At 59.5% G+C, this 18,579-nt stretch carries 15 protein-coding genes; 11 read left to right on the top strand and 4 right to left on the bottom strand.

Translation table 11 applies throughout. The features are described from left to right. Positions 1-94: 94 nt before the first annotated feature. Positions 95-2,044, bottom strand: a complete 1,950-nt coding sequence (locus FKCLFG_RS03555) for a PhoX family protein (protein ID WP_472614857.1) — start codon at positions 2,042-2,044, stop codon at positions 95-97. 253 nt (positions 2,045-2,297) lie between these two features. After that, positions 2,298-3,164, bottom strand: a complete 867-nt coding sequence (locus FKCLFG_RS03550) for a DNA ligase (RefSeq protein ID WP_472614856.1) — start codon at positions 3,162-3,164, stop codon at positions 2,298-2,300. Positions 3,165-3,430: 266 nt separating this feature from the next. On the opposite strand from FKCLFG_RS03550, the gene FKCLFG_RS03545 reads away from it, so the two are divergent. The 8 genes from FKCLFG_RS03545 to FKCLFG_RS03510 all read left to right on the top strand — a co-directional run bounded on the left by FKCLFG_RS03545 (position 3,431) and on the right by FKCLFG_RS03510 (position 9,671). Then, a complete protein-coding gene (locus tag FKCLFG_RS03545; RefSeq protein ID WP_472614855.1) occupies positions 3,431-4,069 on the top strand; it encodes a nitroreductase family protein in 639 nt (212 codons plus the stop codon). 74 nt (positions 4,070-4,143) lie between these two features. Then, a complete protein-coding gene (locus tag FKCLFG_RS03540; RefSeq protein ID WP_472614854.1) occupies positions 4,144-5,070 on the top strand; it encodes a cation diffusion facilitator family transporter in 927 nt (308 codons plus the stop codon). Positions 5,071-5,123: 53 nt separating this feature from the next. Further along, entirely contained in the window at positions 5,124-5,822 is a 699-nt protein-coding gene (locus FKCLFG_RS03535; protein WP_472614853.1) for a VIT1/CCC1 transporter family protein, read from the top strand. Positions 5,823-5,914: 92 nt separating this feature from the next. Then, positions 5,915-6,877, top strand: a complete 963-nt coding sequence (locus tag FKCLFG_RS03530; RefSeq protein WP_472614852.1) for a DnaJ C-terminal domain-containing protein — start codon at positions 5,915-5,917, stop codon at positions 6,875-6,877. Between the two features lie 15 nt (positions 6,878-6,892). Then, positions 6,893-7,216: a chaperone modulator CbpM gene (locus tag FKCLFG_RS03525; protein ID WP_472614851.1), complete on the top strand. Its 324-nt coding sequence runs from the start codon at positions 6,893-6,895 to the stop codon at positions 7,214-7,216. 42 nt (positions 7,217-7,258) lie between these two features. Then, entirely contained in the window at positions 7,259-7,495 is a 237-nt protein-coding gene (locus FKCLFG_RS03520) for a DUF2789 domain-containing protein (protein WP_472614850.1), read from the top strand. 59 nt (positions 7,496-7,554) lie between these two features. Further along, positions 7,555-8,019, top strand: a complete 465-nt coding sequence (locus FKCLFG_RS03515) for a copper chaperone PCu(A)C (RefSeq protein ID WP_472614849.1) — start codon at positions 7,555-7,557, stop codon at positions 8,017-8,019. A gap of 32 nt (positions 8,020-8,051) precedes the next feature. Next, on the top strand, positions 8,052-9,671 hold the full coding sequence (locus tag FKCLFG_RS03510) for a bifunctional aminoglycoside phosphotransferase/ATP-binding protein (protein WP_472614848.1): 1,620 nt from the start codon (positions 8,052-8,054) through the stop codon (positions 9,669-9,671). A gap of 202 nt (positions 9,672-9,873) precedes the next feature. Here FKCLFG_RS03510 and FKCLFG_RS03505 read toward each other — a convergent pair whose 3' ends face one another. Further along, the gene (locus FKCLFG_RS03505; RefSeq protein ID WP_472614847.1) at positions 9,874-10,350 is read right to left on the bottom strand and encodes a cyanophycin metabolism-associated DUF1854 family protein; all 477 of its coding nucleotides are present in this window, start codon (positions 10,348-10,350) and stop codon (positions 9,874-9,876) included. Further along, complete coding sequence (locus FKCLFG_RS03500) at positions 10,347-12,647, bottom strand: cyanophycin metabolism-associated ABC transporter (protein ID WP_472614846.1); 2,301 nt, start codon at positions 12,645-12,647, stop codon at positions 10,347-10,349. The genes FKCLFG_RS03505 and FKCLFG_RS03500 overlap by 4 nt, the downstream gene beginning before the upstream one ends. Positions 12,648-12,913: 266 nt before the next feature. Here FKCLFG_RS03500 and FKCLFG_RS03495 point away from each other — a divergent pair, with 266 nt between their 5' ends. From FKCLFG_RS03495 to FKCLFG_RS03485, 3 genes are all read left to right on the top strand, one after another. Continuing rightward, entirely contained in the window at positions 12,914-15,112 is a 2,199-nt protein-coding gene (locus tag FKCLFG_RS03495; protein ID WP_472614845.1) for a cyanophycin synthetase, read from the top strand. 57 nt (positions 15,113-15,169) lie between these two features. Next, positions 15,170-17,758 (top strand): cyanophycin synthetase, encoded by a 2,589-nt coding sequence (gene cphA / locus FKCLFG_RS03490; RefSeq protein WP_472614844.1) that lies wholly within the window; start codon positions 15,170-15,172, stop codon positions 17,756-17,758. A 145-nt stretch (positions 17,759-17,903) separates the two neighbouring features. Next, positions 17,904-18,479: a TMEM165/GDT1 family protein gene (locus FKCLFG_RS03485; protein ID WP_472614843.1), complete on the top strand. Its 576-nt coding sequence runs from the start codon at positions 17,904-17,906 to the stop codon at positions 18,477-18,479. The last annotated feature ends 100 nt before the right edge of the window (positions 18,480-18,579 follow it).

Genomic DNA, 18,579 nt, shown 5'->3' with positions numbered 1-18,579 from the left:
ATATTGTCTGTCGTTCAATGCATAAAACCGTTCCGAAGAATATTTTCAAACTCTTCGAAACGGACGTAACTTAATGCACATGTGCGATTGCGGTTTAGCCGGCTAGCGGCAAGCCCTGGATGTAGCCGACACCGCCGCCGTGCTTGTTTTTGTAGTTCTGGTTAATCAGCGCGTCCAGATCCTGGTAGACCTTGGAATGCAGGCCGCCAGTCACGTTGTTGCCGCTATCCTTGGATAACTGCCAGTCCCCGGGATGCTGAAAATTGCTCATGATGTAAGCGAAGCCGTTCAAGTTGTCGACCGCCTGCAGACCGGTCGACTCGGCACCGGCCGGACAGGACAAGATGCGGGTCAACACCTTGCTATCGACGTTGTACGCCCACAGAAAATTATTGACGTGCATGCCGCTGTCTTCTCCGATGAACAAGGTGCGCAGCCGCTCGGAAAACTTGAGGTTGTCGGGATTGGCGATCAGGTTGACATCGGCCAGATTGCCGATCGCATCCGGCACCGCCAGATCCGCACCCACCAGCGCCGGCACGATCGCCATGAATACCGGCACCCAGGCGCTATCGATCACGACGCCGGCATCGTCCTTTTGCGCATCAACCAGATCCAGCTGATACACCGCGCCCGCCTTGGGGCCCTTGACATTGATGTCGGTAGTGCCATTGATCATGGTGCCCTGAATGTAGGACATGGCCAGATATGCCTTCTTGTCCTTGACATTGACGGTCACGCCTTCCATTTTGGTGAAACCCAGACTGCCACCCTTGAAGGCTGCGTAGCGATGCGTTTCCAGGAAGATCGCGGCCTGTTCTTTACCGGGTACAAATTTGACCCAGTTGAATTTTCCGCTAAAGCCGATTTTGGTATAGCTGACATCCAGCGGATCGGCCGTTTTCACATCGACGATGTCGGCAGCTTTGAGGCTATTGGCCAGCGCCTCGATTTCCGCGCTGCTGGCATGGCCGAGCCTGATCCAGCCAAGGTCGGCGGAACCGCCGTTGTCTGCGGTTTTTTGCTTCCACTTCGCCACGTACAAAGTGCCTGCCGACAAATCGGCGGCCTTGTCGGCGATGAACATGAATAGGCCACTGTTAGTGAAATCGTCGCCCATCAACACGGTGCGCTGGTCCGGCATGACTTGCACCAACTCATGCGAGATGCGGCCCATGCAGTAATGTTTTTTTATCGAACCGGTGCCGTCCGGCTTGACGGTTATTTCCGGCATGTGCCCGTAGTGATACGGGTTGGCCCTGGCGGCACCGCCAAACAAATTCTGGCTGAAAGCCTTGAAGCCGGCGTCGTTAGCAGCGGTAGTCGCATCCGGCTCATATTCTTCGCTCGACAGATGGGTATTCCATGGCGAAATGCTGGCGCCGCACGTAATCCACAGGCCATGGGCTGGCGCAGTATCGACGGTGGCGTACTTGACCAATTTGAGCTGACCGGACTTCTTATCCTGATCCAGCGTCAGAATCGCGATCGGCGAAGGCAGTTTGCCGTACATATCTCCGCCAGCGGAATCGGTCGATGTGTACTCGAATTGCACCACCGCGAAAACCGTGTTGCCGGTCACACCGGAAACCGTCGGATTGTCCAGCTTCAACAGGGTATAACCGTCCGGGCTATCCGAATAAAATTGCGGCTTGCTGGCAGCGCTGGGGTCGAGGATGGATTGGCCATTGATATCGAAATAGCCGCCGGCCACCACTGTGCCGCCCTTGCCATCAGGCACTTTGTCGCCCGTAATGAAAAACGGCTGATAACTCAATGCCACTTCCTGCTTGCTGCCGTCGGACATCTCCAGCAACATTTTCGACTTTACGCTGGTGGTGGCTTGATCTGCAGCGGCGCTCGGCGCGGTCATCGACACAAAAGAGACGGCAGCAATGGTTGCAGCAGACGCCGCTACGGCGGCAGAGCTACCGCCACAACCAGCCAGGAACATGGCATTGCTTAATCCGGCAACGGGCAACAGCGGTACGCCGGCCAACATTTTCAGAATACTGCGGCGCTTGTTGTCTGTGATTTCGTGCATGTCGAAAACTCCATAATGGGTACAAAAATGAGCGGTAAAGAAATTAATACCAGCAATAACCAACAGCGTTTTTGGCGCTGCCCGCTGCCGCAACGCAGGTTGTGGACCAGGAATGACCTTGTGCAGCGCAGCAAACGAAAATGTACAGTGGGAATATGACGCTCGAATGACAACAGATTGGACTTAACGATGGCCGAGCGCAAAAAAAACCAGCATTCAGCTGGTTTTTTTTGCCAATCCCAAAGAGCCGGACTTACTCTGGCGCGCGCACCCGCATGAAACTGGCGAAGCGCGGCAAGCCTTTCGACGTGCGTTCGCGGTAGCGGTAGGTCACGATGCTGCCTACCGGTGGCGGCGCGCGGCGCTGCGCATCGCTCATGCCGCTGCCTAGGCGGAAGCGCTGCCCGTCGGGACTTTCCACCAGCAATGCGCCGCACATGCCCTGGTATTTTCCTTTTCCCGGCAGGTGGGCGATGACCTTGGCCTCGGCGTCATGCTGCGGTTTGAGTTTCAGCAGCGCATCGGTGCGTCCGGTTTGCCAGAGCGCATCGGCGCGGTGCAGCATCAAGCCCTCACCGCCGCCGCGCACCACTTGCTGCAACCGGGCTTGCAGCGCCTGACGATTGGCGATGCGCACTTGCGGCACCAGCTGCAGCCAGCGCAGATTGGCGCGCGCCACGCTGACCTGCAACGCTGCTACGCGTTCGCTGAAAGTGCCGGGCGCTTGCGGCCACTCGAATACCTGATAGCTGATTTGACGCCACTCGGCGTCGCTCGGACTGTCGCGCCGCACCGCAGCCGACAACAGGTCGAATTTGCGCCGCCCCATCCACAATTCGCCATCCAGCGGATGCGCCGGAAAACCGGCAATAAACCAGTCCGGCGCCTGGATTGTCCTACCGCTGCGAAAGTGCAGCGCTTTGCCATCCCACAATGCCCGCACGCCGTCGAGTTTTTCGCTCACCAGGTAAGCTCCGGGGTCAATGGCCTCATTGAAATTTTGCGCCAGCAACACGGGTGGCGCTGCATCGTCGGTAATATTTTCGGTTGCGACTGCATGCGCCATCGGCCCGGAATGCAGCGCGCCGCCCAGCATTAACAGCACGAGCAAACGCCGCATTGGCAACTTCAACGGAGGCAGCTTCATCGGATGCCTCGCAATCTGGCGACACGATGGCACTGCGGGAAAAGTGAAAGATGGGAGCGCACATTAATCACAGTAAGTTCTCCTGAACGGTTGATAACATTCTTACAAGCAATAATTTACCATGCATTGCAATGCCTGCCGGCGCAACCCCACCCTGTGCGCTGGAGCATTGCGCGGGCCGGGGCGATAATGCAAAATCTGGGCTTCAGATTTGCAGGATTACCGGGAAAGGATCATCCATGTCGGAGTTATCGATAGCGCCACAGACACACAGCACTGCCGCGCCGGCAGCGGTGTCGGCAGAAGAGTTATGCGACGTCGCGCAGGCACTGATTCACTCGCGCCAGAACATTTCACCCAAACGGCTGGCCGCGCCCGGCCCGACACCGGCCCAACTCGAACAATTGCTGGGCGCTGCCGCCGCAGCGCCGGATCACGGCCAGTTGCATCCGTGGCGCTTCGTCATCATCCCGCCGGACAAGCGTGCGCTGCTGGGCGAAGTGTTCGCGCAAGCGCTGATCGAGCGCGATGCCGACGCCACGCCCGAACAGATTGCCAGCGCGCGTGAAAAAGCGCACCGTGCGCCGCTGCTGCTGTTGGCGGTGGCCCAACTGGGGCCGGCCGAGCCGGATATTCCGGCGCTGGAACGTATGGTGTCGTTTGGCTGCGCGCTGCAGAACATGCTGCTATTGGCCAATGCAATGGGTTTCGGCGCCGGTCTGACCAGCGGACAGGCGATGTGCTCGGTGCATATGCAACAATTATTTGCGCTGGCCGCCGGCGAGCATCCGGTATGCTTCATCAATATCGGCACCGCCAGCAAGCGCAAACCGCAGCAAGCGCGGCCGAGGCCGTGGGAATTCACCTCCATTCTTTAAAATTAAAAAACAGGCGGAGTATTGCTCATGACAGGTTTGCATCAGGTTTTCAGATTGATCGATGAGGCGCGCGCATGAGCGCTGGACACGATCACGCGCCTGCTAGCTTCAACCGCGCGTTTGCGATTGGCATCGCGCTCAATACCGTTTTTGTCGCACTGGAAGCCTTTTATGGCTGGCAGGTCAACTCGCTGGCATTGTTGGCTGACGCCGGCCACAATTTATCCGACGTGGCCGGGCTGGTGCTGGCGTGGGGCGGTGCGCTGGCCGGCAGGCTGCGGCCGGACGCGCGCCATACCTACGGCTGGAAACGCGCCTCCATTCTGGCCGCCTTTGCCAATGCATTGCTGCTGCTGGTGGCGATGGGTTCACTGGCGTGGGAAGCGATCGGACGACTGGGTGCGCCGGGACCGGTGCAGGGCGTGACCATCATGTTGGTGGCGGGAATCGGCATTGCCGTGAATGGCGCGACTGCGCTGCTGTTCATGCATGGCGGCAAGAATGACTTGAATATCCGCGGCGCATTCCTGCACATGGCGGCCGACACGCTGGTGTCAGCCGGCGTAGTGGGTGCCGGCGCGCTGGCGCTATGGTTCGGCTGGAACTGGCTGGACCCGGTGGCCAGTCTGCTGATTGCAGCCGTGATTGTGGTCAGCACCTGGAGCCTGTTCCGGCAATCGCTGCACCTGTTGTTCGATGGCGTGCCGGAAGCAATCGCTCTGCCCGAGGTGCGCGCCTATCTGGAATCGTTGCCCGGCGTGACCCGCGTGCATGACTTGCATGTGTGGGCGATGGGCACCTCGCAGGTGGCGCTCACCGCCCACCTGATCATGTCTGCCGGGCATCCGGGCGACGCGTTCCTGTGCCAGGCCAGCACCGGACTGCACGAGCGCTTCGATATCGACCATGCCACGCTGCAAGTCGCAACGGCATCCCTGATGCCATCGTGCGACGGCCCGACCGCGCCGAATGCGCCGCACAGCCACGCCCACTCTCATTAACTGCGGCTGCCGATACCGCCAGCCATCGCATTCGCGTTGCAAGAGAGATCAACATGACCCGTCACAGACACCCCGAACTGCACCGCACCGAACGCATCGGCTGGCTGCGCGCCGCCGTGCTGGGGGCGAACGACGGCATCGTTTCCACCGCCAGCCTGATGGTGGGCATTGCTGCGGCCAGTGGCGGGCGTAGCGAACTGCTGGTGGCCGGCGTGGCGGGGCTGGTGGCGGGAGCGATGTCGATGGCGGCCGGCGAATATGTTTCGGTCAGTTCGCAATCCGACACCGAGCAAGCCGACCTGGAGCGCGAACGGATCGAACTGGCCGAACAACCGGAGCACGAACAGCAAGAGTTGACCGCTATTTATATACGTCGCGGGCTGAAGCGTGAACTGGCGGCGCAAGTGGCGCGCCAGTTGATGCAGCATGACGCGCTGGGCGCCCATGCACGCGACGAACTCGGCATTTCCGAATCCGTCAGCGCGCGGCCGGTGCAAGCCGCGCTGACCTCGGCCGTCACCTTCGCCGCAGGCGCCGCCTTGCCGCTATTGACGACCCTGCTGGCTCCGCTGCCGCAACTGGTGCCGCTGGTAGCCGGCACCTCGCTGGTGTGTCTGAGCGCACTAGGCGCACTGGGTGCTTACACTGGTGGCGCGCCGGTATTCCAGGCGGCGCTGCGCGTGACTTTCTGGGGCGCGCTGGCGATGGCGGCCACGGCTGGCGCGGGAAAACTGTTTGGTGCCGTGATGTAATTGATGCAACGCAAGCAGTACCCATGCAACATGCGCTAATTTCAATAAGGCTCATTGCGTTTTCTTAACCCCGCACGCGGAAGCATCGATCCATGAAATTCAAAGATTATTACGAAAGCCTAGGCGTGCCGCGCACCGCCACCCAGGATGAAATCAAGGGCGCGTATCGTAAACTGGCGCGCAAATACCATCCCGACGTCAGCAAGGAACCGGGAGCGGAAGCACGCTTCAAGGAAATGGGCGAAGCGTACAAGGTGCTCAAAGACCCGGAAACGCGCGCCGCCTACGACCAGGTCGGCAGCCAGCATCAGAACGGGCAGGAATTCCAGCCGCCGCCGAACTGGGATGCCGGTTTCGAATTCAGTGGCCGCGATACTGGGAGCGGGACCGGCGACGGTGCCGATTACAGCGACTTTTTCGAAGCGCTGTTCGGCCGCAGGGCCGGAGCCGCAGCAGCAGCCAACCATGCGCCGGGGCAGGCCAGGCAAGCGCAAGGCCAGGATCATCATGCCAAGGTGCAAATCGATCTGCAAGACGCTTACCACGGAGCGCAGCGCAGCATCTCGCTGCGCCTGCCGACCATGGACGCCCAAGGTCACGTCAGCACCCAGGACCGCACGCTCGACATCACCATCCCGAAAGGAATTCGCGAGGGCCAGCATTTGCGCCTCTCCGGTCAAGGCGGGCCGGGGCTGGGCCAGGGGCCGGCCGGCGACTTGTATCTGGAAATCGTCTTCCGTGCGCACCCGCATTATCGGGTCGATGGGCGCGATGTCTATTTCGATTTGCCGCTGGCGCCGTGGGAAGCCGCGCTCGGCGGCAGCGTCACCGCACCGACGCCCGAAGGCTCGGTGCATCTGACCATCCCGCCCGGCTCCAGCGCCGGGCGCAAGCTGCGCCTGAAAGGCCAGGGCATTCCAGGCAACCCGGCCGGCAATCTGTACGCGGTGCTGGTGATCGCGCTGCCGCCCGCCAACGACGAGCGCGCCAAGGAAGCCTACCGCGCGATGGCGCAAGCCTTCGACTTCAACCCGCGCGCCCATCTGCTGGGATGATTTGGAGACAATCTGATGAACCAAACAACTACAAGCTATCTTCAAGGTCAGGTGGTCGAGGAAGAAATCGAACTGACCTTAATTGAGCTGTGCCAGGCGTGCGATGCGCCACAGGAACAGATCACGATCTGGGTGCTGGAAGGCATGCTGGAGCCGCGCAGTTCACAGTTGCAGCCGCAAGACTGGCGCTTTGGCGGTGCCGCGCTGCAGCGCGCGCGATTGGCTGTGCGGCTCACCCGCGACCTCGAAATCAATCCGGCCGGAGCCGCGCTGGCGCTGAATCTACTGGATGAAATCGCGGCGCTGAAAACCCAACTCAAGCGCCGCAGCGCACATTGAAAACGCATTTGAAACGCATTGAAAACTCACCAGGAGACCGTCATGGAACAACCCGTACATCCGCTAGCAGAATTGTTCAAGCAATTGGGCTTGCCCGCAGAAATCGAGGCAATCGACCGCTTCATCGCCACCCATGCGCCGCTAGCGGCTGATGTTGCACTGGCCGATGCGCCGTTTTGGACCCCGGCCCAAGCCGCATTTTTACGTGAAGAGATTCTGGAAGACGCCGACTGGGCCGAGATCGTCGATCATCTGAACGTGGCGCTGCGCGCCAAATAATGCACTTCGGTTGTACTGCGCGTCGGCATCCACGCCCGATTAAAAATTAAAGGAAATCCATGAAAAATGTAATTCTTGCCTCTCTGCTCGCACTCTCCACCACTGCCGCTTTAGCCCAGGTCGAAGTTAAAGACCCTTGGGTGCGCGCCACCGTCCAGCAGCAAAAAGCCACCGGCGCTTTCATGCAACTGACCGCCAAACAGGATGCACGCTTAGTCGAAGTGCGCTCGCCGGCTGCCAGCGTGGTCGAAGTGCATCAAATGTCGATGGAAAACAACATCATGAAGATGCGCGCCGTTCCCGGCGTGGATTTGCCGGCCGGCAAAGCTGTCGACCTGAAGCCAGGCGGCTATCACATCATGCTGATCAACCTGAAACAGCAAATCAAGGATGGCGACATGGTGCCGGTGACGCTGGTATTCGAAGGCAAGGACAAGAAACGCCAGACCATCGAACTGCAAGTGCCGGCGCGGCCGCTCAATAGCGCTGCGGCCGGCGGCATGAAACACCTTGCTTCGCATTAGCAAGCGTCATAAAACCTTCCGGGAAATGCGCGATGCCAAATAAGCTGCACGCCACCCCGCCGGCCGCCCTGCAGCAGCAGTTGCAACAACAATTGCAACTTATCCATGCGCTGCAGCGGCAGCGCATGGAGCTGATCGAAACCCATATTTCATGGATTTTGCTGAGTGCAGACACTGCTTACAAGATCAAGAAGGCGCTCGATCTGGGCTTTCTCGACTTCAGCACGCTGGCCGGGCGGGAATTCTCTTGCGCAGAAGAAATCCGGCTCAACCGGCGGCTGGCGCCGGATATTTATATCGATGTGATTCCTATCGGCGGCAGCGTCAATGCGCCGCTGCTGGGTCATTTGCCGGCGCTTGAATATGCGGTCAGGATGCGCCGTTTCGATGGTTCCGGCAAAATGGATACGACGCTGGCCGCCGGCCAGTTGCGCGCCGCACATATCGACCGCTTGGCCGCCATCCTGGCGCGCTTTCACGCCGACCTGCAGTCGGCCAACCCGGCCAGCGAGTTCGGCACTGCTGAAGCCATTCTTGCCGTCAGCCAGCAGAATTTCGAACAACTCGATGCGCTGTTGAATAGCGCTGAAGACCAGCAAAATTTGCAGGATTTGCGGCACGCTACGGAAGCGGAATTTGCTGCCTGCCAGCCGATCTTCGAACAACGCCGCCGCGACGGTTTCGTGCGCGAATGCCACGGCGATCTGCATCTGGGCAATATCGTGCTGATCGACGATCAACCGGTGCCGTTCGATTGTCTCGAATTCGATCCCGGCTTGCGCTGGATCGACGTCATCAACGAACTCGCTTTCCCGATGATGGACTTGATGCACCATCAACAAAGCGGACTCGCCTTTCGCCTGCTCAATGCTTATCTGGAAATCAGCGGCGACTACGCCGGCGTGGCGTTGCTGCGCTTCTATTTGGCGGGCCGGGCCACGGTGCGCGCCAAAATAAGCGCGATTCGCATCAGCCAGCCCGGAATATCGCAGGCCGACGCAGCAGAAGCGCTGGCTAGCGGACGCAGCTACCTGAATCTGGCAAGCACGCTGCTGCGCACCCGCCAACCGGCGCTGATCATCAGCCACGGCTTGCCCGGCTCCGGCAAAAGCACGCTGTCACAGGAAGCGCTGGAACGTCAGCATGCGATCCGGTTGCGCTCCGATGTCGAACGCAAGCGTCTGTTTGGCATCAAAGCCCTCGACCGCGGCCGCAGCAATGCCGATCACGATATCGATCAAGGTATTTATAGCCCCACGGCAACCCGCCAAAACTATAGCCGGCTGCAGCACATGGCGCGGCAGTTGATCGAAGCCGGTTATACGGTAATCGTCGATGCCGCCTTCCTGCGGCAGGAAGAACGAACAATGTTCCGGCAATTGGCGCAGCAGATGGCGGTTCCGTTCGCAATCGCCTCGACCCAGGCCGATACAGCGACTCTGCGCCGCCGCATCCTGCACCGCAGCGCGCTCGGCACCGATCCGTCGGACGCCAACCTCGCGGTGCTGGAAAAACTCGCAAGCGTCCAGCAACCCTTGTCGGCGGAAGAATTAACGCACACCGTCATATTCGAAAGTCAAGCCGGCAGCAGCGGCTTTGGGGCTTTAACGCAGAATTGGGACCAGCTGGATCGATTGCTGGCAGCGATTTGATGCAACCCGCATCACAAGTTTCTGTGCGGGAATGCATACCTGCATATGTATTATTTAAAAATCGTTTAAATATATGCGTAAATATGCCTGTTTTTAGGCATACTCCAATATACAATAAGTATTGTGGGCGCAATCCACGCGCGCACTCTGCAACATATTTCCAGATTTGGCGCAGGTTGCGCCCGCCCTACCCACGTCTTTTTTACAAAAACCGGTCCAGCAACTTGCGGCTGGCCTGGTTCAGCGTTTGCATGTCGCGCACCAAATACTGAACGCCGTGGCTGTCGGCAATGATGAGTCCCTCTGGCCCGACGCGGCGAATATCCTCTTCTCCCTTGAGCACGAAGCTGGTGTCGCCGCGGTCGGTATCGACATGCCAGGTGCTGGGCGTGGCGAATGCCGACACTCGCAGAATCTGCAGAATCTGCGGTAAAAATTCGCGGCTGGCCAGCTCCTGCTCCAGCAATATCCGCACGCCCTCGGGCAGATCGGATAAGCGGTCGATCCAGGCCAATTCGCTTCCTTCGGCGCTGACGATGGCAATTCCACTGTCTGGCGCGGCGATGGGAAATGCGCGTACCGGCACCACGCCGACGTGGCTCTCAGTCTCCCCGGCGGCGGTAAATACCAGTTTGCCGAAAGCATTGCGCTCTACATTAAAACCGTTCAAATCACTCATGCAACACTTTCATCAAGTTCCGCGCTGTGCTCCACGCCTTGCTCCAGCCTATCCTGCTCGGCCTGACGCGCCTGGGCCTGATACAGCCGATAGTAAGCGCCTTCGCGCGCCAGCAAGTCATCGTGCTTGCCGACCTCGACGATCTGGCCGCGATCCATCACCACCAACCGGTCGGCCTGGCGCAACGTAGAAAGCCGATGCGCAATCGCGATTGTGGTGCGGCCGCGCACCAGGTTATCCAGCGCCTTTTGAATCTCGCGCTCGGTGGTGGTGTCGACCGACGAGGTGGCTTCATCCATGATCAGGATATGCGGATCGATCAGCAGCGCGCGCGCAATCGAGATCCGCTGCCGCTCGCCGCCGGACAAGGTCTGGCCGCGCTCGCCGACCATCGAATCGTAGCCATGCGGCAGGCGCAGGATGAATTCATGCGCGTTGGCGGCGCGGGCGGCGGCAATGATCTGCTCGCGGCTGGCGTCCGGCTTGCCGTAGGCGACGTTTTCGGCAATGGTGCCAAAGAACAGGAACGGTTCCTGCAGCACCAGGCCGATATTGCTGCGGTATTCCGAAATCGGCAGCGAACGGATATCGACGCCGTCGATCAGGATCGCGCCGGCGGAAACATCGTAAAAACGGCAAATCAGGTTGACCAGCGTGCTCTTGCCGGAGCCGCTATGGCCGACCAGGCCGATCATCTCGCCCGGTTGGATGGTCAGATCGAGGTCGCGAATTACCGCCCGGTTGCCGTAGCGAAAGCCGATATTCCTGATCTCGATCCGGCCCTCAATCTTCGCCAGATGGACCGGATTGGCCGCTTCCGGCACGCTCGATACATGGTCCAGAATATCGAAGATGCGCTTGGCGCCGGCTGCGGCCTTCTGCGTCACCGAAACGATCCGGCTCATCGAGTCGAGCCGGGTGTAAAAACGGCTGATGTAAGCCAGAAACGCGGTCAGCACACCGACCGTTATCATGCCGTGCGAAACTTGCCAGATGCCGACCGCCCACACTATCAGCAAACCGATTTCGGTCAAAAATCCCACGGTTGGCGAAAACAGCGACCAGATCTTGTTGACCCGATCATTGATCGCGAGATTGTGGTTGTTGGCTTCGCGAAAGCGCGCCGCCTCGCGTTTTTCCTGGGCAAAAGCCTTGACCACGCGGATGCCGGGGATGGTGTCGGCCAGCACATTGGTGACTTCCGACCAGATGCGATCGATTTTTTCAAAGCCATAGCGCAATTTGTTGCGCACCACATGGATCATCCAGGCAATGAACGGCAACGGCACCAGCGTCACCAGCGCCAGCCAGGGATTGATCGAAATCAGGATTGCCGCCGTCATCACGATCATCAGCACATCGGTGGCGAAGTCCAGCAGATGCAGCGACAGGAACACGCAGATGCGGTCGGTCTCGGAGCCGATGCGCGTCATCAGGTCGCCGGTGCGCTTGCCGCCGAAATATTCGAGCGACAGCCGCAGTAAATGTTCATAGGTGCTGGTGCGCAAGTCGGCGCCAATGCGTTCGCTCACCAGGGCCAGAATATACGTGCGGGCCCAGCTCAACAGCCAGGCCAGCAAGGCCGAGCCAAACAGGCCGCCCAGATACAGCGTCACCAGACTGACATCAATCGGCGCGCCGTTCTGGTACGGAATCAGCACATTGTCCATCAGCGGCATGGTCAGGTAGGGCGGCACCAAAGTCGCTGCGGTGGCGGCCAGAGTCAGGATGAATCCCAGCAGCAATTGGCCGTTGTAGGGCCGGGCAAAACGCCACAGCCGGAACAGCGTCCAGGTCGACGGTGCAGTGGCGGCGTCCGGAGTGCAGGTCGGGCATTCTTCCTGCCCAGGCTCCAGAATCGCGTTGCAGCTCGGGCACACGGTTTCGTCGGGCTCGGCCACCGGTTGGCCCGATACGGCAGCATGGCATTGCTGCTCGAACTGGACCATCAGGCGCAACGCGTCCGGGTTATGGCTCAACGTATAGCGCCAGCAAGCCAGGCGGGCGCTGGCATCGTGCAGTTCGAGGCTGCCCACGCCGGCATGATCCTGATGCACCAGAATCAGATCCGGTCGATACGACCACTGTTGCCAGACGGCATCGTCACGGGTTTTGAAAAGCAACCTGAAGTTGCTGACAACCACGATGCCCGGCACAAAGTGCAACTGCGCATCGAGATCAATCTCGCAATGCGCCAGCACAGTTTCATTTTTGACCAGTTGAGAATGTAAGTCGTGATGCCAGGCGGCAGGCATTTCATACTTTTTAGATAACAATATTGGCGAGGCAGTTTTCATTAAAGCGGCAGGGGGCGTGCGGTAAATGGGTTTATGAGCGGAAACTATCTTGAAATTAACTTGAAACTATCTTGAAATTATCTTTTAACTTAGGTTTAATCGCTATTTTGCGCCAAGTATATCCAAAGGCATTGCAGTTATTTGCTAGTATTTCACATCCGCACACAATTTCCCTCCTCTAATCCAAACCAAATTTCGTCAGGCGCGTTAAAGTTACTTTGTACGTATACATTTTTTGCTTTTCATCTAACCGCCTCACTATTCATATGAATAAAAAAACTATCGACATCATCAATGTGTTGTCTTTGCGCGGGCCGAACATCTGGACTTATCGTCCAGTCCTGGAAGCCTGGGTCGATATCAATGACCTGGAAGATGCACCCTCCAATACCATTCCCGGCTTTTACGAGCGCCTGACAGCATGGCTGCCGGGACTCATTGAGCATCGCTGCGGGATCGGCAAGCGCGGCGGCTTTTTGGAACGCCTGCGCGACGGCACCTGGCCGGCGCACATCATGGAACACGTGATGATCGAGTTGCAAAACCTGGCCGGCATGCAAAGCGGTTTCGGCAAAGCCCGCCAGACCGGGCAGCGCGGCGTCTACAAGATCGCAGTGCGCGCCAGACACGAGCAAGTCAGCCGGGCCGCGCTGGTGGCGGCGCGCGATCTGGTCATGGCGGCAATCGAAGATCAACCGTTCGATGTTGCCGCGGCCATTGCAGAGCTGCATGAGATACGCGAGTCAGTAGCTATGGGCCCTAGCACCGCCTGCATCGTCGAGGCCGCAAACGAACGGCGCATCCCTTCGATTCGGCTCAACGAAGGCAATCTGGTGCAACTGGGATATGGCGCTAAACAACGGCGCATCTGGACTGCGGAAACCGATGCCACCAGCGCAATTGCCGAGAGCATATCGCGCGACAAGGACTTGACCAAAAATCTGCTGCAATCCTGCGGCGTGCCGATTCCCGAAGGACGGATTGTCGAAAACTTCGAAGATGCGTGGGAAGCCGCGCAAGATATCGGCCTTCCGGTAGTGCTCAAGCCTTTGGACGGCAACCACGGCCGCGGCGTCTCCACCGACCTGAAAACGCGCAGCGATATCGAGGCGGCTTTCCAGTTGGCAGCCGAAGAAGGCAGCGCAGTCATAGTCGAGCGCTTCGTGGCCGGCAACGAACACCGGCTGCTGGTTGTCGGCGGCCGTGTGGTGGCGGCAGCGCGCGGCGAAACCGCGTCGGTCATCGGCGATGGCAAAGCCAGCATCACGCAACTGATAGACGATCAAATCAATACCGACCCGCGCCGCGGCACCACCGAAGATCACCCGCTCAATCTGGTCTTGGTCGATGAAGACCCTGCGGTACTGCTGGAGTTGTCGCGCCAGGGCTTTAGCCCTGATGCGGTGCCGCCGGCCGGCGCCGCGGTACTGATCCAGCGCAATGGCAATGTCGCCTTTGACGTCACCGATCTGGTCCATCCGGAAGTGGCGGCTGCGGCTTCGCTGGCTGCGCGCATCATCGGACTCGATATCGCCGGGGTCGATCTGGTCGCCGCCGACATTTCCCGTCCGCTGGAAGAGCAAGGCGGCGCGATTGTCGAGGTCAACGCCGGCCCCGGATTGCTGATGCACCTGAAACCGGCCGACGGCCCGGCCCGCCCGATTGGGCAGGCGATCGTCGATCACCTGTTCCCGGCTCCGCAGAACAGCAACGACTGCGGCTGCGGCCGGATTCCGATTGTCGGCGTGACCGGCAGCTCGGGCAAAACCATGGTGGCGCGCCTGATCGCCCGACTGCTGCACCTGCACGGTGCGTATGTCGGGCTGGCCTGCAGCGACGGCTTGTATTTACGCGAAAAGCCCGTCGAATCAAGCGACTGCGCCCATTGGCAGGCGGCGCACCGGGTGCTCCTGAACCGGTCGGTAGAGGCCGCCGTTTTTGAAAATAGCTGGCGCACCATTCTGACCGAGGGACTGGCTTATGACCGCTGCCAGGTCGGCGTCGTGACCAACATCGATCCCCAGGAGTGCTTGCCGGAACTGCATATCAATAACGCCGAACAAATGGTCAATGTTGCACGGACCCAGGTCGACCTGGTGTTGCCGGAAGGGGTGGCGGTGCTCAATGCGGCCGATCCGCTGGTAGCCGAGATGGCGGCCTTGTGCGATGGCAGCGTGATTTTCTTTAGCACCTCCTGGGACATCCCTGCCGTAGCCAAGCACCGCGCCAAGGGCAGGCGCTGCGTATTTGTGGACAATGGCCACGTCGTGCTGGCCACCGGCATGAACCAGACCGCCGTCATCGATCTCGGCACCATATCCTTTCCGGACCCCGCCCAGCGGCCCTTTATTACGCAAAACATTCAGGCCGCCGTGGCTGCGGCCTGGGCGCTGGGTATTGCCGACGATCTGATCCGCGCCGGCATTCAAACCTTCGATTTTGATAATAAGAATGTCGCACATTAAGACTATTCGCTGCATCAATGCACGTTCAGCGTGCTGAATGCACACAAGGAAATATTCATGGAAATATCACGTATTCGAGCATTGCGCGGCCCCAACCTCTGGAGCCGTCATACCTCGATCGAAGCGATCGTGTCTTGCCTCGACACAGAACGTTCAATTACCGACATTCCCGGCTTCGAAGCCAGACTGCGCGCACGCTTTCCCGAAATAAAATTTCTCGATCAGGTGCGCCACAAAGCCCCCTGCTCCATGGCGCACGCGCTGGAAGCCGCGGCGCTCGGCCTGCAGGCGCAGGCCGGATGCCCGGTCACCTTCAGCCGCTCGCTGCAAACAATTGACCTGGGAACCTATCAGGTGGTAGTCGAGTACAGCGAAGAAGCAGTCGGCCGGCTTGCCTTCGAGCTGGCGCAAAATCTGTGCTGCGCCGCAGTTGCAGACACGCCGTTCGATCTGGCGCAAGCGCTGGCCCGCCTGCGCGAACTCGATGAAGACGTGCGGCTCGGGCCCAGCACCGGCGCCATTGTGCAGGCGGCAACCGTGCGCGGCATTCCGTACCGGCGCCTGACCGAAGGCAGCATGGTGCAATTCGGCTGGGGCAGCCGGCAGCACCGCATTCAAGCCGCAGAAACCGACCATACCAGCGCGATTGGCGAAGCGATTGCGCAAGACAAGGAACTGACTAAAATCTTGCTGCACGCAGCAGGAGTGCCGGTGCCGCAAGGCCGATCGGTATCGAATCCGGAAGATGCCTGGAAAGCTGCACTTGAAATTGGCGGCCCGGTCGTGCTCAAGCCGCGCGACGGCAACCAGGGCAAAGGCGTCGCGGTCAACATCAAGACCCGCGAAGAAGTACTGACGGCCTTCGCCGTAGCGTCTGCAATCAGCTCGGACGTGATCGTTGAACGCTATCTGCCGGGCCATGATTTCCGCTTGCTGGTGATCGGCAATCAACTCATCGCCGCAGCCCGCCGCGCCCCGCCGCAAGTCATCGGCGACGGCATTCACAGCATCGGCGAACTGATCGAAAACATCAACCTTGACCCGCTGCGCGGCGACGGCCACGCTACCTCCCTGACCAAAATCAGAGTCGACAGCATTACTCTGGCAACCTTAGCCAAGCACGGCTACACGATCCAGAGCATTCCTCCCAAAGGCGAGCCGGTGGCGCTGCGCAACAATGCCAACCTCTCCACCGGCGGCACGGCGACCGACGTCACCAACAACGTCCATCCGGAGCTGGCAGCGTGCGCGGTGCAAGCGGCACAGATGATCGGACTCGACATTTGCGGCGTCGACGTGGTGTGCGAAACCGTGCGCAAGCCATTGCAGGAGCAAGGCGGCGGGATTGTCGAAGTCAATGCAGCACCCGGTTTGCGCATGCATCTGCACCCTTCATACGGCAAAGGCCGCCCAGTCGGCGAAGCGATCATTGCCACCATGTATCGCGAGGGCGACGATGGCCGGATTCCGGTAGTCGCCGTGGCTGGCACCAATGGCAAAACCACCACTGCGAGATTGATTGCGCACATCCTGAAAACCAACAAATACCGGGTTGGCCTGACCAGCACCGATGGTATTTATATCGAAGACAAGCGCATCGACAGCGGCGACTGCAGCGGTCCGCGCAGTGCGCGCAACGTATTGATGCACCCTGATGTGGACGCCGCGGTTTTCGAAACCGCGCGCGGCGGAATTTTGCGCGAAGGGCTCGGGTTCGATCGCTGCAATGTCGCCGTGGTGACCAATATCGGTGTCGGCGACCACCTCGGCTTGAGCTTCATCAGCACCGTGGAAGACCTGGCTGTAGTCAAGCGGGTGATAGTCGAAAATGTGGCCCCCAACGGGGTAGCGGTGCTCAACGCAGCCGACCCGCTGGTGGCCGAAATGGCAATCGGCTGTCCCGGCTCGGTCACCTATTTCGCCATGAATCCCCGCCATCCGGTGATTGCGACTCACCGCGCGCAAGGACTGCGCGTGGTGTATCTGGAACAGGGCGCAATCGTCGCCGCACAGGGCCGGAACACGCATCGGATCGAACTGGCACAGATCCCGCTGACCCACAAAGGCGCTATCGGCTTTCAGGTTGAAAACGCGATGGCGGCGGTGGGCGCAGCATGGGGTTTGGGCCTCGACTGGGAAATCATTCATGCCGGCTTGAATACCTTCATCAACGACGCCCACAGCGCGCCGGGAAGATTCAACCTGTTCTCGTTTAACGATGCCACCATCATTGCCGACTACGGCCACAATCCGGATGCGATTGCGGCGCTGGTGGCCGCAATCGAGAACATGCCGGCGCAGCGCCGCTCGGTCGTCATCAGTGCTGCCGGCGACCGGCGCGACCACGACATTCGGCGCCAAACCGAGATCCTCGGAGACGCCTTCGACGAAGCCATCCTGTATGAAGACCAGTGTCAGCGCGGCCGTGCCGACGGCGAAGTCATGGCACTGCTGCGCGATGGTCTGAAACAGGCAAAGCGCACCACGTCGGTAAAGGAAGTGCATGGCGAATTCATCGCCATCGATACCGCACTGGACAGCCTGGCAGCCGGCGACTTATGCCTGATTCTGATCGATCAGGTGGAAGAAGCGCTGGCGTATATTGCACAGCGCTGCGCAGAAAAAGGCCAATCCAGCCCGCAGTAAAGTGTTGGGCGTCGCTGCGTTCAGCGCCAACCCACCATGCCACATATCAAAGGCATGGTGGGTATGCCAAAAAACATGCCATTTTCCGCATATATAACCTGCGGACAAAAAAAATACCCCCGCAAAGTTACTCCAGGAGCATCAATTGGAAGCATTTCTCATTTCGACCGGGATCGTAGCCCTGGCCGAAGTCGGCGACAAAACACAAATCCTCGCCTTCATCCTCGCCGCAAAATATAAAAAACCGGTTCCCATCGTGCTCGGCATATTGGTAGCCACCCTTGCCAATCACGGCTTCGCCGGCGCGCTCGGGGCCTGGATTACCACACTGATGGGGCCGCAAACCCTGCGCTGGGTGCTCGGCATCTCGTTTATCGGCATGGCAATCTGGACTTTAATTCCAGACAAGTTCGATGAAGGCGACGCCAAATTCGTCCGCTTCGGCGTGTTTGGCACTACGCTTGTGGCCTTTTTCCTGGCAGAAATGGGCGACAAGACACAGGTCGCCACGATCGCGCTGGCGGCGCAGTATCAAGCCCTGTTTACCGTCGTAGCCGGCACCACGCTGGGCATGATGATCGCCAACGTACCCGCAGTTTTTCTGGGAAACCGGATTGCCGAAAAGATGCCGGTGCTCCTGGTGCACAGAATTGCGGCGGCCATCTTCGCCATTCTGGGCGCGGCCACCTTGTTTGGCGCAGGCGCGCGACTGGGCTTTTAAGTCGCAATTAATTGCTGTCACGCACTACTCAGGCAAAACGAATGCAGTAGGATGGGCGCAACCCATCCTACGGCGCTCTTTCAAAAGAACCATGACGGAA

The sequence above is a fragment of the Gelidimonas denitrificans genome, assembly GCF_055694065.1.
The sequence above is the reverse complement of the archived record's forward strand: the minus strand, read 5'-3'. Positions and strand labels throughout refer to the sequence as shown.